Origin of the sequence: Actinomadura geliboluensis, from assembly GCF_005889745.1 — a bacterium.
Taxonomy (GTDB): domain Bacteria; phylum Actinomycetota; class Actinomycetes; order Streptosporangiales; family Streptosporangiaceae; genus Spirillospora; species Spirillospora geliboluensis.
Window position 1 is genome coordinate 1 of record NZ_VCKZ01000221.1, and the last position, 15,282, is coordinate 15,282.

Below are 15,282 nucleotides of genomic sequence, written 5' to 3' on the forward strand. Positions count from 1 at the left end.
GGGGCCGGGCGGCCGGAGAAGCGGGTGCAGGCCAGGTCCATCGCGCCCCAGAAGAAGTGCACCGGGCTCACCTTGCCGGTGAAGTGGGCGCGGAACGCGCCCAGGACGCGGTCGACCTGGATCAGCTGGCGCCAGAAGAGGTGCGCGGCTTCGGGGTCGTAGGAGGATTTCTCGTTGTCCTCGGCGAACGGGATCGCCGAGTCCACCTCGTTCGGTGTGGCGCTGATCTGGGTTCGGATGCCCAGGTCGTCCATGGTGCTCATCAGCTCGGTGTAGAAGTCCGCCACCGGTCTCGGGGCGAGGTCCAGGTCGCGGGTCTCACCGTTGCTGCGCCTGATGCGGAGCACGTGGTCGACGAAGTCGAACTCGATGTCGAAGGCGCCGTTCCCGTACGGGACCGACGACGTGGTCAGGCCCCTGGGGCTGACGTAGAGGGTGACCTGCCACCAGTGGTTCAGCAGCGGCTCGTGCGCCATCCGGATCTTGCCCACGATCTGCATCCACATGTGCAGGGTCTCGCGGGTGTCGGTCCAGTCCGCCAGCCGCAGGCGCGGCCAGTTCCCGTCCTCGCCTCGCTCTGCCATGACGCCTCCAGGTGACTCGGTCGTTGGCTCGGTCTGATACCCGCCCGATACCGGGAAAATGCACTGGCCGGTCCCGTGTCAGGTCACGGGTCTCCGGCTCTAGCCTGGAGGCATGCGCAACTATCTGGCGGGGCTGGCGGACGTCTGCTCCGTGCTCGTCTTCGTGGCGATCGGGCGGGCCTCGCACGAGGAGGCCGCGAGCCTGGCGGGGTTCGCCACGACCGCCTGGCCCTTCCTCGTCGGAGCCGGGGTCGGATGGGGCCTGACCCGGGCCTGGCGGCGGGCCGACGCGCTGGTGCCGACCGGGGTCGGCGTGTGGGTGTCCGCCGTCGCCGTCGGCATGGTGCTGCGGGCCGTGTCGGGGCAGGGGACGGCGCTCGCGTTCGTCATCGTGGCGACCCTGTTCCTCGGGGCCGTGCTGCTCGGGTGGCGGCTCGCCGCGCGGGTCGTGGAAGGGCGCCGGACGTCCGCCTCCGCCGGGTGACGCGCTTGTCGGGAGCCTCCAAATGACCGCCCGGTCTCTTTGACCGGTCGAACCGGTTGACGGAGGCGTCCGGTCCTGGTGAAGTTACCCGCGAGTCACGTGGGTGGCGGATCAGGGTGAAGGGAAGACGATGGCATCTGCGCTGCGCGAATGGCTGGACCGGCCGAACACCGGACGTGGCGTGCACCTCGCGGCCGACGACGGCGGCTGGGAGTACCGCGACTACGGTGAGCTGGCGTCCGCCGCGCGGCGCACCGCCGGGGCGCTGATCGAGGAGGGCGTCCGGCCGGGCGACGTCGTGTGCCTCATCCTCCCCACGGACTTCACCTGCATCGAGACGTACTTCGGGGTGTGGGCGGCGGGGGCCACCGTCTGCCTGATCACGCCGCCGCTCTTCCAGGACGGGGACGACTACGTCGCCCACGTCGCGGCCATCCTGCGGCAGGCGTCCCCGGCGCTCGTGGTGGCGTCCAAGGACCTGTCCGAGTACGCCGGGCGCGCCATGGACCAGGCCGGGATGAGCGGCGAGCCGTGGCAGCCCCGGCAGGGCGCCGAGGCCGACGTCCAGCCCGCGGGAGAGCTGGCGCTGCTGCAGTTCACGTCCGGGTCCAGCGGCGCCCCGCGCGGCGTCATGGTCACCTGGGAGAACCTGGAGGCCAACAGCGACCTCATCGCGCGGATGGCGGGGTACGAGGACGGCGACGTCGTCGCGTCCTGGCTGCCGCTCTACCACGACATGGGGCTCATCGGGACGTTCATCACGCCCATCGCGCGGCAGGGGATGCTGCGGCTGATGCGGCCCGACCACTTCATCCGCGACCCCGCACGGTGGATCCGCTGCTTCGCGGAGGCGCAGCACACGGCCGCGCCGCCGTTCGCCTACGCGTACTGCGCGCGGCGGGTCAAGCCGGAGCAGCTGGAAGGGCTCGACCTTTCGGGGTGGAAGATGGCGCTGATCGGGGCCGAGCCGATCGACCCGCACGCCCTTGAGGTGTTCGCCCAGCTCGTGGAGCCCTTCGGGTTCTCGCGGTCGATGTTCAAGCCCGCCTACGGGATGGCCGAGACCACGCTGCTGGTCACCATGGACAACGCGCCCCGCGACCCGCTCGCCGTCCGGCCCGACCCGGAGGCGCTGGCGTTCGGGCAGCCCGTGCGGATCCTGGACCAGCACCGGCTCGGGGCCCAGTCGCTCGGCGCCAAGGCCGGGTGGGTCGTCGGGTGCGGGACGCCCGAGAGCGATGTGTCCGTCGTCATCGTCGACGACTCCGGGCGTCCCCTGGAGGACGGGCTTCTCGGGGAGATCGTCGTCGGGGGCGCCTCGGCCTGCCCGGGGTACTACGCGGGGGCCGAGGCCAAGTCGACGCGGTTCGCGGACGGGAAGGTCTACACCGGGGACGCCGGGTTCTTCCACGAGGGGCAGCTGTTCGTCCTCGGGCGGATGGGCGACAGCATCAAGGTGCGCGGCCGGTCGGTGTACGTCGAGGACCTCGAATCCAAGATCGCCGAGGTGAGCGGGCTTGGGAAGGGCCGCATCGTGGTGGTCGGCGTGCCGGGCGCCGGGCAGAAGGGGCTCGCGCTGTTCGCCGAGACGCAGAGCGAGGAGTGGATCCCGTCCGTGCGGGAGACGCTGCGGCGCCGGGTCGGCGACGACGTCGAACTCACGATCGTGGTGGGCACCGGGCTGATCCAGCGCACCTCCAGCGGCAAGCCCCGCCGCCGGTACATGTGGGAGCGGCTGCAGGGCGGCCAGATGGACGGCGCACGGGTCGTCCGCTGATTGCTAAAGCCGGTGATAACACGACAACATGGCGGTGACGCTGTGAGAGGTCGACGATGCCGGCTGTTGCCAGAACGCTGTTCCGCCTGGGCGCCCGCCTGGGCTCCACCGCCCAGAACGCCCTGGAGGTCGCCCGCTTCGGCGGGTTCGACACCGATGAGGACGCCTCGCCGTGCGAGGTGGTGACCGAGCAGCGCGTGTACCGGCTGCGGCACTACTTCCCGGACGCGGCGGACGGGCCCGCGGTGCTGCTCGTCCCGCCGCTGATGATCACCGCGGAGGTGTACGACATCTCCTCGCGGGTCAGCGCCGTGCGCGTCCTGCACGACCTCGGCGTCGACCCGTGGGTGGTCGACTTCGGCGCGCCCGAGCGGGAGCCCGGCGGGCTGGAGCGGACCGTCAGCGACCACGTGCTGGCGGTCAGCGACGCCGTCGACCGGATCCGGAAGGCGACCGGGCGGGACGTCCACCTCGCCGGGTACTCGCAGGGCGGCATGTTCGTCTACCAGGCCGCCGCCTACCGGCGCAGCGACGGCATCGAGTCGGTCGTGACGTTCGGCAGCCCGTCCGACACCAGCCAGGGGCTTCCGTTCGGGCTGCCGAGCTGGCTCGCGTCGGAGGGCGTCGAGCGGATCCCCGACTGGGTGCTCGGCGGTTTCGCGGTGCCGGGGTGGGTGACGCGGCTCGGGTTCCAGGCCCTGAGCCCGGTCAAGTCCGTCCGGTCGCGGGTCGACTTCATCCTGCAGTTGCACGACCGTGAGCGGCTCGCGCCCAGGGAGCGGCAGCGGCGGTTCCTGGAGCGGGACGGGTGGGTGTCGTGGCCCGGTCCCGCGCTCGCCGAGTTCCTCCGCCAGTTCATCCAGCACAACCGGATGCTCACCGGCGGGTTCGTCATCGGCGACCGGCTGGTGACGCTCGCCGACATCACCTGTCCCGTGCTGACGTTCGTCGGGGAGGTCGACGAGATCGCCTCGCCGCCGATGGTGCGCGGCATCCGCCGCGCCGCGCCGCGCGCGCAGGTGTACGAGGCGTCGCTGCGCGCCGGGCACTTCGGGCTCGTCGTCGGCAGCCTCGCGATCGCGCAGACCTGGCCCGCCGTCGCGTCGTGGGCGCTGTGGCGGGAGGGCAAGGACGAGCTTCCGGAGATCGTCGCGCCGGTCGCGGGGGACGAGGAGGCCGAGCCCGCCGGCCTGCCCGGCGGCGCGGCGGGCTACGGGCTGCACCTGGCGATGGGCATCGGGGCCAGCGCCGCGCGGTCGGCGCTCCGGACCGCGTCGCAGGTCGTCCACGGCACCCGGCAGCTCAGCGGGGAGGCCGCGCAGAACCTGCCCCGGCTGGCGCGGCTGGAGCGCATCCAGTCCGACACGCGCATGTCGATGGGGCTGCTGCTGGACGAGCAGGCCCGGGACCGGCCCGGCGAGGTCTTCTTCCTGTACCAGGGCCGCGCGCACACCCACGACGCGGCCAAGCGGCGCGTCGACGCCGTGGTGCGCGGGCTGATCCACATCGGGGTGCGGCGCGGCGACGCCGTGGGCGTGCTGATGGAGACGCGGCCGACCGCGCTGGCGCTCGTCGCGGCGCTGAGCCGGCTCGGTGCCGTCGCGGTGCTGCTGCGCCCGGACGGCGACCCGGCCGCGGAGGCGCGGCTCGGCCAGGTGACGCGGGTCATCGCCGACCCGGAGCACGCCGCGATGGCCGCGCGGCTGGACGGCGTCCAGGGCTACCTGCTCGGCGGCGTCGGGCGCGGCGACCGCGGGACGCTGATCGACATGGAGACCATCGACCCCGCGAAGGTGGAGCTGCCGGGGTGGTACCGGGCGAACCCGGGGCGCGCCGGGGACCTCGCGTTCGTGGTGTTCCGGGGCGACGGGGAGCAGCTGCGGGCCAGCCGCATCACGAACCGGCGGTGGGCTCTGTCGGCGTTCGGCACCGCCTCGTCGGCGGCGCTGTCGTCGTCCGACACCGTCTACAGCATCACTCCGCTGCAGCATTCGTCCGCCTTGCTGATGAGCCTGGGCGGGGCGGTGGCCGGGGGTGCGCGGCTTGCGTTGGCGAGTTCGTTCGATCCTGAGACCTTCTGGGACGAGGCGCGCCGCTACGGGGTGACCGTCGCGTCCTACACGTGGACGATGCTGCGCGAACTCGTGAACGCGCCGCCCAACCCGGCCGAGCGGCACCACGCCGTCCGGCTGTTCATCGGGTCGGGGATGCCGCGCGGGCTGTGGCGGCGGGTCGAGGACCGGTTCGCCCCCGCGCGGGTCCTGGAGTTCTACGCCTCGACGGAGGGCGAGGCGGTGCTGGTCAACATGAGCGGCAAGAAGCCCGGCTCGCTCGGCCGGCCGCTGCCCGGCAGCGCGCGGGTCCGGCTCGCGCGGTACGACCTGGAGAAAGGGCGGCTCGCCGAGGGCCCCGACGGGTTCGCGGTCAAGAGCGAGCCCGGCGAGATCGGCATGCTGCTCGCCCGGGTCCGGCTGTCGGCGATCGGCGCCGCGGCCCGTCCGGTGCGGGGCGTGTTCTGGCCCGAGGACGCGTGGACGATCACCGGCGACCTGTTCCGCCGGGACGCCGACGGCGACTACTGGCTCGTCGGGCGGGAGACCGAGCTGATCCGCACCGCCGACGGCATCGTCCCGCCCGGCCCCATCCGCGACGCGCTCGGCGACCTGCCGTACGTCGACAGCGTCGCCGTCTACGGGATTCCTGTGGGCGGTAGGGAGCTGGCCGCCGCCGCCGCCGCCGTCAGTCTGCGGGACGGCGGCGAGTTGAAGGCCATCGACCTGTCGGAGGCGCTGCTGCGGGTCGAGCCGGGGCTGCGGCCCGCGCTGGTGCGGGTCGTCGACGAGATGCCCGTCACGGCGGGGCGGCGGCTGCGGACGGCGCCGCTGCGGGACGAGGGCGTCCCCGCCGCCGGCGACGGCCGCGCCTACTACCGGGACAAGGCGGGCGCGTACCGGCCGCTGACGGACGCGGCGCGGCGTCGGCTGCTCCGGGCGCCGTCGGCCCGCGAGGCGCGCTGACGCGCAAGTCACGAGCGATAAGTCTGGACTTACGGGCGTCCGCTACGTTAGAACAAAGCAACAGAATCCGGTTTTTTGTTGCACGCGTCCCGGAGGGTTCATGACGAGCGTCCTCGCGCCGCCGCCGCAGGGCAGCGGCCTGAAACCGGTCCCCGGCGTGCCCGGCGTCCCCTACATCGGCAGCACGCTCGCCGTGATGCGCGACCCGATCGGGATGGCCCGCAAGCGCTACGACCAGTACGGGCCCGTCGCGTGGGGCTGGCTGCTCGGGCAGCGCACCTGCACCGTCCAGGGGCCCGAGGCCGCCGAGGTCGTCCTGGTCAACCGGGACAAGGCGTTCGCGAGCGGGCCCGCGTGGAGCTACTACATCGGGCCGTTCTTCAAGCGCGGCATCATGCTCCTCGACTTCGAGGAGCACCTGCACCACCGCCGCATCATGCAGCAGGCGTTCACGCCCGCCCGGCTGCGCGCCTACATGGACGCGATGGCGCCCGGCATCGTCAAGGGCGTCGAGGCGTGGGAGCCCGGGCCCGGCTTCACGGTGTACGACCACATCAAGAAGCTCACGCTCGACCTCGCCGTGGACGTGTTCATGGGCGTCGACCTGGACGACGCCGAGCGCGCGCGGGTCAACGGCGCCTTCATCGACGCCGTCCGCGCGGGCACGGCCTACGTGCGGTTCCCCGTCCCCGGGCTGCGCTGGCACCGCGGGCTCCAGGCCCGCAAGGTGCTGGAGGAGTTCTTCTACCGGCACCTGCCCGCCAAGCGCCGCGACGGCGGCGACGACCTGTTCGCCGCGCTGTGCCAGGCCGAGACCGACGACGGGCAGCGGTTCAGCGACGAGGACGTCGTCAACCACATGATCTTCGCGCTGATGGCGGCGCACGACACCACCACCATCACGCTGACGACGATGTCGTACTACCTGGCCAAGTTCCCCGAATGGCAGGAGCGGCTGCGCGAGGAGTCCGTCGGCCTCGGCAAGCCGCAGCCGGCCTACGCCGACCTGGACGCCTTCACCGGCATCGACATGGTGATGAAGGAGTCGCTGCGGCTGCTGCCGCCCGTCCCGGCGCTGCCCCGCAAGGTCGTCAAGGACACCTCGATCCTCGGCTACCACGTCCCCGCCGGGACGATGGTCGTGGTGCCGATGCTCAGCAACCACCACATGCCGCAGTGGTGGGCAAACCCGGAGCGGTTCGACCCCGAGCGCTTCTCGCCGGAGCGCCGCGAGGACAAGGCCCACAAGTACGCGTGGGCCCCGTTCGGCGGCGGGGCGCACAAGTGCATCGGGCTGTACTTCGCCGGGATGCAGGTGAAGACGATCCTGCACCAGGTCCTCCAGCGCTATCGCTGGAGCGTCCCCGCGCGGTACGAATGGCCCCTGGACACCACGTCCCTTCCCTCGCCGAAGGACGGGCTTCCCGTCCGGCTCGACCGCCTGGAGCAGCCATGAGCAAGGTCATCGCCATCACCGGAGCCGCGCGGGGGATCGGCCTCGCCACCGCCCGCGCCCTCAAGGCCAAAGGCGCCACCGTCGTCATCGGCGACATCGACGAGGCCGCCGTCCAGGAGGCCGCCGCGTCGCTCGGCGTCACCGGCCTCACCGTGGACGTCACCTCCCGCGAGTCGTTCACCGCGTTCCTGGACGCGGCGGAGGAGGCCGCGGGGACCCTCGACGTCCTCGTCAACAACGCCGGGATCATGCCGATCGGGCCGGTCACCGACGAGAGCGACGCCGACGCCCGCCGCTGCATCGACATCAACGTCCACGGCGTGATGCTCGGCACCAAGCTCGCCCTCGGCCGGATGCTGCCGCGCCGGTCCGGACACATCATCAACATCGCCTCGCTCGCCGGCGTGATGTTCACCCCCGGCCTCGCCCTCTACAACGCCAGCAAGGCCGCCGTCGTCGGCTTCACCGAGGCGACCCGGCTGGAGGTGCAGGACCGGGGCGTGCACGTCAGCGCCGTCCTGCCGACGTTCACCAACACCGAGCTGGTCGCCGGGACGCGCAGCCCGAAGGGGCAGAAGAACTGCGAGCCGGAGGACATCGCCGCCGCCGTCGTCGAGCTGATCGGCAAGCCGCGCCCGCAGGTGGCGGTGCCGAAGAAGCTCGGCACGCAGGTCCGGCTCGGCGCGCTGCTCCCCGAGCGGCTCCGCCAGGCGACCTCCCGCCGCCTCGGCCTCGACAAGATCTTCCTGGAGTACGACCCCGACGCCCGCAAGGAGTACGACGCGAGAATCCGGTCGAACTCCTGACCTTCTTCTCGCTCAGGCCCGCCGCGCCTTCCGTGCCTCCCGGAAGGCGCGGCGGGCCTGCGGGAGGTAGCGGACGGACTCGGGCAGCAGCGGCCACAGCCGGTTGCCGGCGCGGACGGCCGCCGCGAAGCGGCGGTGGCGACGCTCGTCGGCGGCGCTCCACGGCAGGTCGAGCAGCTCGCGCATGCGGGGGTGCAGGCCGCCGACCGTGATGAACCGGGCGACCGCGTTCAGCGGCGGCGACACAGTGCGCCACACCGGCGCGGGCACCCGCTTCGGGCGCGGCAGGCCCTTGGTGACGTAGCCGACGCCGTACCGGGCGGTCTTGTGGGGGACGATCTCCTCGTCCAGCATCCGCTTCCAGTACGCCTGGAACGCCTCCCAGTCCGCGGGCATGGCCCGGTCGCTGACCCCGTACATCCGGAACCAGGTCTTCGACTCCTCGTAGATGCGGCGCTTCTCGCCGTCGCCGAGCGGGCGGATGAACGTCTCGATCCCGTACAGCATGTTGTCGAGGAACGTCGCGTGCGCCCAGTAGTAGGTCTCGGGGTCGAGGGCGTGGTAGCGGGTGCCGTCCGGCATCGTGCCCTTGATGTCGCGGTGGTAGTCGCGGACCTTGCGGCCCGTCTCGGCGGACCGCTCCGCGCCGTAGACGGTGTCCAGGATCGGCCCGGCGGAGCGTTTGACCCGCGCGAAGGTCTCCTTGAAGAACACCGAGTGGTCGAGGACGCCCTGGCCGAGCGCGGGGAGCATGTTCTGCAGGACGGCCGCCCGCGGCCCGACGAGGACCATCCGGGTGTCGCCGAAGTAGCGCCAGGTCAGCGAGCCCGGTCCGAGCGGGGCCGGGGGCTGCGTCTCGGCCTGGTCCGTCATGTGCACCGCCGCGAGTGTGAGACAGAAGTACAGAACGACGATTATTGTATCTGTGTAGCATCCGGCGGGCACGGGCCGGGTGCCCGATCCGGCTAGGGTGCGGCTATGACGATGGACGCGACGACCTCGGACGAGCTGCTCGCGCGGCTGTCCGAGCCCGACACCGGGGCCGACGACCTCGACACCCGCATCCTGGACGCCGCGCTCGCGGAGTTCGAGACCTATGGGCTGCGCAGGGTCAGCGTCGAGGACGTCGCCAAGCGGGCGGGGGTCGCGCGCACCACCATCTACCGGCGCTTCAGCAACAAGGAGCAGCTGCTCCAGGCGGTCATCCTGCGCGAGTGCCACCGGTTCCTCACCGCGATCGCCGAGGCCACCGAGGACCTCGGGTCCGCCGAGGAGGCCGTCGTGGAGGGGTTCGTGGTCGGGCTGCGCAGCGCCCGCACCCATCCGCTGATGAGGCGCGTCCTGGAGAGCGAGCCGGAGGCGTTCCTGCCGCAGCTCAGCATGAACGGCGGCGCGGTCATGCTCGCCGCCCGCGACATCCTCGCCGACCGGCTGCGCCGCGCCCGCCCCGGCGACGCGCAGGACCACAACACCGTCGCCGAGGTGCTGCTGCGGCTCGCGGTGTCGCTGCTGCTCGTGCCGGGCGGCGGCCTGCGGCTGGACGACGAGGACGCCATCCGCGCCTTCGCCCGCGACTACCTCACCCGGATGCTCCGCCCCGCGCCCCGGAACGGGTGACGGGGGCGTTCCGCCACCGCCGTCCGTCCCGTACGCTCTGGTCATCGAACTTCGTTCTAGAACCGGAGGCGCGGCATGGAGGCGGTCGTCCAGACGTCCCACGGAAAGGTGCGCGGCAGGACGCGGGACGGCGTCACCGCCTTCCTCGGCATCCCCTACGCCGCGCCCCCGTTCGGGCCGAACCGCTTCCGGGAGCCGCGCCCGCCGGAGCCGTGGGACGGCGTCCGCGACGCCTTCGAGTACGGGCCGACCGCGCCCAAGCCCGGCTACCCCAAGCCGTACGACGCGCTGCTGCCCGACCCCGACATTCCGGGTGAGGACTGCCTCAACCTGAACGTCTGGACGCCCGAGCCGGGGGCCACCGGGCTGCCCGTGATGGTGTGGATCCACGGCGGCGCGTTCCGCAACGGGTCCGGCGCCGTGCCCGTCTACAGCGGGCGCAACTTCGCCCGCGACGGCGTCGTCTGCGTGACCGTCAACTACCGGCTCGGCGTCGAGGGCTTCGCGAACCTGCCGGGCGCCCCGCTCAACCGGGGGCTGCTCGACCAGATCGCCGCGCTGGAGTGGGTCCGCGACAACATCGCGGCCTTCGGCGGCGACCCGGGCAACGTCACCGTGTTCGGCGAGTCGGCGGGCGGGATGAGCGTCACCACCCTGCTCTCCCTCGACCTCGGGCTGTTCCGGCGCGCGATCGCGCAGAGCGGCGCCGGCAGCATCGCGCAGGACCCGGACGACGCCATGCTCGTCACGAAGGAGATGGCGGCCCGGCTCGGCATCGAGCCGACCGCGGAGGCGTTCGCGGCGCTCGACCCGGCCGCGATCCTGCCCGCGCAGTCGTCCGTCGCCGCCGAGGTCTCGATGGTCCCCGACCCCGGCCGGTGGGGCGCCACCACAGCGGCGGGCGGCATGTCCCTCACCCCGGTGCTGGACGGCGCGCTGCTCGCCCGGCGGCCCGAGGACGCGATCGCCGCCGGCGCCGGCCGCGACGTCGACCTCCTCATCGGCTACACCTCCGAGGAGTTCCGGTTCTTCCTGATGCCGACCGGCCTCGCGGACCAGCTCACCGACGAGGTCGTGGGCCTCGTCACCACCGGGATGGGCGTCCCCGCCGGGCTGCCCGGCGCCTACCGGGACCGGTACCCGGAGATGACGGCGGGCGAGCTGATGGCGACGATCATCACCGACCACCTGTTCCGGATCCCCGCGAACCGCGCCGCCGCCGGGCACGCCGCCTCCGGCGGCCGCACCTGGATGTACGAGTTCGCGTGGCGGTCGCCGAACCACGGCCTCGGCGCCTGCCACGCCCTCGAACTGGGCTTCGTGTTCGACAACCTGACCGCCGAGGAGGAGGGGCTGACCGGGCCGAACCCGCCGCAGGCCCTCGCCGACCGGATGCACCGCCACTGGGTGGACTTCGCGGCCTCCGGCGACCCCGGCTGGGAGCGCTTCGACCCGTCCGCGCGGCCGGTGCGGACGTTCGACGGGCCGGGCGACGCGACCGCCGCCGACCCGCGCGGCGACGTCCGCAAGCTCTGGGACTAGAGCCGCTCGACCACGTGCTCGGCGATGGCGAGGGAGGACGTCGCCGCCGGGGACGGGGCGTTGCGGACCGTCACGACCGGTCCGACGCGCCCGATGCGGAAGTCGTCGACGAGCGAGCCGTCGGGGTCCACCGCCTGCGCGCGGACCCCGGCGGGCGCCGCGACGACGTCGGCGGCCGTGAGCGCCGGGACGAACCCGCGCGCCTCGGCGACGAACGCCCGCTTCACCGCCGACCCGTACAGCTCCTTCGCGCCCGTCCGCCAGTGCCGCCGCGCCAGGTGCCGGAAGCCGGGCCAGCGGACCGTCTCCCACACGTCGCCGGGGCGGACGTCCCGCCGCCGGTAGCCCTCCCTGGCCAGCGCCAGGACGGCGTTGGGGCCGATGTCCACGCCGCCGTCCACGCGCCGCGTGAAGTGCACGCCGAGGAACGGGTAGCGGGGGTCGGGCACCGGGTAGATCAGGCCGCGGACCAGGTCTGTCCGGGACGGGACGAGCCGGTAGTACTCGCCCCGGAACGGGATGATCGCCGGGGCGGGCGCGTCGCCGGCGAGGCGCGCCACCCGGTCCGACTGGAGCCCCGCGCACACGACGAGTCGGTCGAAGACCAGCTCCTCATGCGGGGACGCGACCGTGACGCGGTCGCCGGCCCGGCCGAGCCGGACGACCTCGAAGCCGAGCCTGATCTCGCCGCCGGCCGCGGCGACGTCCGCGGCGAACGCGCGGGCGACCGCCGGGAAGTCGGCGATCGCCGTGGTGGGGGAGTGCAGCGCGGCGACCCCGGCGGCGTGCGGCTCGATCTCCCGCAGCCCGCCGCCCGTCAGGCGGCGCAGGCCCGGGACGCCGTTGGCGGTCGCGCGCCGCTCGATCTCGTCCAGCGCGGCCAGTTCGGACGCGTCGCGCGCCACGACGACCTTGCCGCACTCCTCGTAGGGCAGGTTCCGGTCGGTGCAGTACTCCTTGAGCAGCCCGATCCCGCGCCTGCACAGCGTCGCCTTGAGCGAGCCGGGCGCGTAGTACAGGCCCGCGTGGGCGACGCCGCTGTTGCGGCCCGTCTGGTGGGCCGCGACGCGGTCCTCCTTGTCGAGGACCGTCACCCGGACGCCGGGACGCGTCTCCGCCAGCCGGCGCGCGATCGCCAGCCCGAGGATCCCCGCGCCGACGACCCCGACCCGTGTTTCCGCCACCCCCGCACCCTAACGGGCGCCGGGCCTCAGCTCCCGAGCCGCTTGCGGCCCTGCGACCGGACCCGCTTGCGCTGCGACGGGTCGAGCATCATGTAGCCGACGAGCGGCGCGCCGAGGACGCCGAGGATGATCAGCGCGCTCAGCCACCACGGGAAGACGAACAGGGTCAGGAAGCCGACGACGACGCCGCCGATCACTACCTTGGTCTGGGTCGACATCTGGTACCTCCGTTAAGGGCCGCCCATCCGGGACACCGCCCATCTGGTACAACGGCCGCCCCGCGACCGCTGTTCCACGATATGTCGCGAGTGGGGCGGATGGCCATCATGATCTGGCCGCGCGGAGAGTATGCCCAGCGCGGGGAGGTCAGATGCGCAGGGACAGCTGGCCGCCGCCCAGGGCGCGCAGGACGTCGGCGTGCAGCCTGCCGTTCGAGCAGACCACGCTGCCGCCGTCCGGGCCCGGGACGCCGGACAGGTCGGTGAACATCCCGCCCGCCTCCTCCACGATCACCTGGAGGGCGGCGAGGTCCCACAGCGACACCTCCGGCTCGGTGGAGATGTCGACCGCGCCCTCGGCGACCATCATGTGCGACCAGAAGTCGCCGAACGCCCGCGTCCGCCACACCGACCGCGTCAGGTCGAGGAACTGGGTGAGGCGGCCCTGCTCCTCCCAGCCGCTCAGGCTGGAGAACGACAGCGACGCGTCGGCGAGGTCGCCCACCGACGACACGTTCATCCGGGTGGCGCGGGTGAGGCTGCGGCCCGTCCAGGCGCCCCCGCCGCGGGCCGCCCACCAGCGCTTGTTCAGCGCGGGCGCCGACACCACGCCGACCACGATCTCGTCGTTCTCCATCAGCGCGATCAGCGTCGCCCACACCGGCACGCCGCGCACGAAGTTCTTCGTCGCGTCGATCGGGTCGATGATCCAGCAGCGGTTCCCGTAGCCCGTCTTGCCGTACTCCTCGCCGATGACCGCGTCCCGCGGGCGGGCCCGCTTCAGCGTGCCGCGGATCTGCTCCTCCACGCTGCGGTCGGCGTCGCTGACCGGCGTCAGGTCCGGCTTGGTCTCGATGTCGAGATCGAGGGCGCGGAAACGCCTGGTCGTGATGTCGTCGGCCCCGTCCGCCAGCACATGCGCGAGACGAAGGTCATCGGAATAGCCCGCCACGGCGTGCAACGCTACCCTGATCGCCCCCGCCCGGACACACCCGTCCGTGCCGTACCGGCCTTTCCGGCGTCCGGACGTGGCGCGCCGGGCCGCGATCGCCGGTTTCGGTGGGCGGGTGGTGGCAGCATGGGGGCCATGGCGCACGACCTTCCCGCATGGGTGGCCGAGCTGACCGACCCGCGCCGGGCGGAAACGCTCGACGAGCTCGCCGACCGCCTCGTCCCCCTCGCCGAGCACGCGATCGACGTCTCCCGCCGGTTGCAGGCGCAGCTCAACGAGCTCAACGACCCGTTCAAACGCGAGGCCCTCTACGGGCGCGTGGACCGGCTGAAGGCCCGGGTGGGCGAGGCCCTCGACGAGATCACGGCGGAGATCGCCGCGTCCGGGGCCGAGCGCATCGAGCGGGTCTGGGCGGACTGGGCCGGCCGCGCCGGGCCCGGCGACCGCGGCGCGCGGGAGCGCGAGCTGCGCCGGCTGCTGGACCGCGACGTCGTGCCCGTCCTGTCCCGGCAGCAGGAGGACGTCGCCGCACGCGTCGCCGAACGCACCTCCAAGGCGCTGGAGGCGGCGACGCAGACGCTGCTGACGCGGGTGGAGGAGCTGGCCAAGGCGGTCACCGACCTGATCCACGACGTGCTGCCGCTGGCCCGCGAGGGCCTGGAGCTGGCGAGCCGCATCTCGACGCTGTCCGGCCACGCCCGCAAGGCGGGCCGGGGGCCGGTCCCCGACGAGCTGAAGAGCGCGGGCGCCGAGACGTCCCGGGCGTTCGACGAGGCCGTCGCGCGGCTGGAGCTGGAGTGGTCCGCGCTCGGCGCCCGGTCGGCGACCGTGCGGGCGGCGCTGCGCGGCGCGGAGGAGACCGCGTTCAGCCACGTCACCGAGGAGATGACCCGCTGCGTGGAGGAGCTCGCGCCCCGGCACGTCGAGGCGCTGAACGAGGCCGAGGCCAAGGCCCGCACCCTGTTCGAGGAGTCGCGCGGATAAGCCTGGAGGGCGCGGCCGGGCCGCGCCGCTAGGACTTCATGGTGAGGCTCTGCAGGAACGTCTCGTAGTAGGTGACGCTCTCGTCCCAGTGCGCCTGGTCGGTCGCCAGCAGCGCCTGGTAGAGGACGCCGCCCGACTCGAACACCCGCACGCGCGCGCGGCCGGGCGTGCCGTTCTTGGTGAAGGTGAACTGCAGTTCGGCCGCCGGCCCGTACTTGTACGGGACGCTCCGCTCGAAGCTCTCCTGCTTGAAGTCGGGATACGACCCCGTGTCGCTCTTCATCTGGCCGATCGCGGCCGCCAGGCCGTCACCGGGGCTCTGGAAGGACGAGCCGAGGCGCTGGAACGCCAGCCCCCGCGTCACGCCCTTCGTCTCGTCGGTGAACGTCACGTCGTCGCCCTCGGCCTCCTCCTTCCACCCCTTGGGGACGGCCACGACGAAGCTCGACCCGCGGTAGATCCGGTAGTCGGCGGGCGGGGAGGAGGGCGCGGACGACGCCGACGACGGCGTTCCCGACGTCGAGGTGCCGGGTCGGCCGCTCGGGTTCTGCTCGTTGCCGTTGCTGGTGAAGATGACGACCACGATGACGGCGACGGCCAGCGCGGCCTGTCTCTTATACACCTCTGACGCTGCCGACGACGGAGAGCGTGTAGATCCCGG

The 15,282-nt window shown here is 72.9% G+C and carries 14 protein-coding genes; 8 read left to right on the plus strand and 6 right to left on the minus strand.

The features are described 5' to 3' along the window. A partial coding sequence (locus ETD96_RS26465; RefSeq protein ID WP_240808239.1) for a DUF5996 family protein occupies positions 1 to 584 on the minus strand: 584 nt, incomplete at its 3' end. 112 nt (positions 585 to 696) lie between these two features. On the opposite strand from ETD96_RS26465, the gene ETD96_RS26470 reads away from it, so the two are divergent. From ETD96_RS26470 to ETD96_RS26490, 5 genes are all read left to right on the plus strand, one after another. Continuing rightward, positions 697 to 1,068, plus strand: coding sequence for a DUF3054 domain-containing protein (locus ETD96_RS26470; protein WP_138639198.1), 372 nt, complete (start codon positions 697 to 699; stop codon positions 1,066 to 1,068). A 130-nt stretch (positions 1,069 to 1,198) separates the two neighbouring features. Further along, positions 1,199 to 2,845, plus strand: a complete 1,647-nt coding sequence (locus ETD96_RS26475; RefSeq protein ID WP_138639199.1) for an AMP-binding protein — start codon at positions 1,199 to 1,201, stop codon at positions 2,843 to 2,845. A 56-nt stretch (positions 2,846 to 2,901) separates the two neighbouring features. Beyond that, positions 2,902 to 5,862, plus strand: a complete 2,961-nt coding sequence (locus ETD96_RS26480; RefSeq protein ID WP_138639200.1) for an AMP-binding protein — start codon at positions 2,902 to 2,904, stop codon at positions 5,860 to 5,862. A 100-nt stretch (positions 5,863 to 5,962) separates the two neighbouring features. Beyond that, on the plus strand, positions 5,963 to 7,318 hold the full coding sequence (locus ETD96_RS26485; protein WP_138639201.1) for a cytochrome P450: 1,356 nt from the start codon (positions 5,963 to 5,965) through the stop codon (positions 7,316 to 7,318). After that, positions 7,315 to 8,124: an SDR family oxidoreductase gene (locus ETD96_RS26490; RefSeq protein ID WP_138639202.1), complete on the plus strand. Its 810-nt coding sequence runs from the start codon at positions 7,315 to 7,317 to the stop codon at positions 8,122 to 8,124. The genes ETD96_RS26485 and ETD96_RS26490 overlap by 4 nt, the downstream gene beginning before the upstream one ends. 12 nt (positions 8,125 to 8,136) lie before the next feature. Here the strand turns inward: ETD96_RS26490 and ETD96_RS26495 are convergent, their stop codons facing one another. Continuing rightward, positions 8,137 to 8,997 (minus strand): oxygenase MpaB family protein, encoded by an 861-nt coding sequence (locus ETD96_RS26495; RefSeq protein ID WP_138639209.1) that lies wholly within the window; start codon positions 8,995 to 8,997, stop codon positions 8,137 to 8,139. Between the two features lie 105 nt (positions 8,998 to 9,102). On the opposite strand from ETD96_RS26495, the gene ETD96_RS26500 reads away from it, so the two are divergent. Then, positions 9,103 to 9,741 (plus strand): TetR/AcrR family transcriptional regulator, encoded by a 639-nt coding sequence (locus ETD96_RS26500; RefSeq protein ID WP_240808241.1) that lies wholly within the window; start codon positions 9,103 to 9,105, stop codon positions 9,739 to 9,741. A gap of 75 nt (positions 9,742 to 9,816) precedes the next feature. Then, the gene (locus ETD96_RS26505; protein ID WP_138639203.1) at positions 9,817 to 11,283 is read left to right on the plus strand and encodes a carboxylesterase/lipase family protein; all 1,467 of its coding nucleotides are present in this window, start codon (positions 9,817 to 9,819) and stop codon (positions 11,281 to 11,283) included. Here the strand turns inward: ETD96_RS26505 and lhgO are convergent. The 3 genes from lhgO to hisN form a co-directional block, all read right to left on the minus strand. Continuing rightward, the gene (lhgO, locus tag ETD96_RS26510; protein WP_138639204.1) at positions 11,280 to 12,467 is read right to left on the minus strand and encodes an L-2-hydroxyglutarate oxidase; all 1,188 of its coding nucleotides are present in this window, start codon (positions 12,465 to 12,467) and stop codon (positions 11,280 to 11,282) included. The two genes, ETD96_RS26505 and lhgO, sit on opposite strands and share 4 nt — an antisense overlap. A gap of 26 nt (positions 12,468 to 12,493) precedes the next feature. Beyond that, entirely contained in the window at positions 12,494 to 12,685 is a 192-nt protein-coding gene (locus ETD96_RS26515) for a hypothetical protein (RefSeq protein WP_138639205.1), read from the minus strand. A gap of 148 nt (positions 12,686 to 12,833) precedes the next feature. Beyond that, entirely contained in the window at positions 12,834 to 13,637 is an 804-nt protein-coding gene (gene hisN / locus ETD96_RS26520; protein WP_138639206.1) for a histidinol-phosphatase, read from the minus strand. A gap of 135 nt (positions 13,638 to 13,772) precedes the next feature. Here hisN and ETD96_RS26525 point away from each other — a divergent pair, with 135 nt between their 5' ends. Beyond that, the gene (locus tag ETD96_RS26525; protein ID WP_138639207.1) at positions 13,773 to 14,621 is read left to right on the plus strand and encodes a hypothetical protein; all 849 of its coding nucleotides are present in this window, start codon (positions 13,773 to 13,775) and stop codon (positions 14,619 to 14,621) included. A gap of 28 nt (positions 14,622 to 14,649) precedes the next feature. Here the strand turns inward: ETD96_RS26525 and ETD96_RS26530 are convergent, their stop codons facing one another. After that, positions 14,650 to 15,243 (minus strand): hypothetical protein, encoded by a 594-nt coding sequence (locus tag ETD96_RS26530; RefSeq protein WP_138639208.1) that lies wholly within the window; start codon positions 15,241 to 15,243, stop codon positions 14,650 to 14,652. Between the last annotated feature and the right edge of the window lie 39 nt (positions 15,244 to 15,282).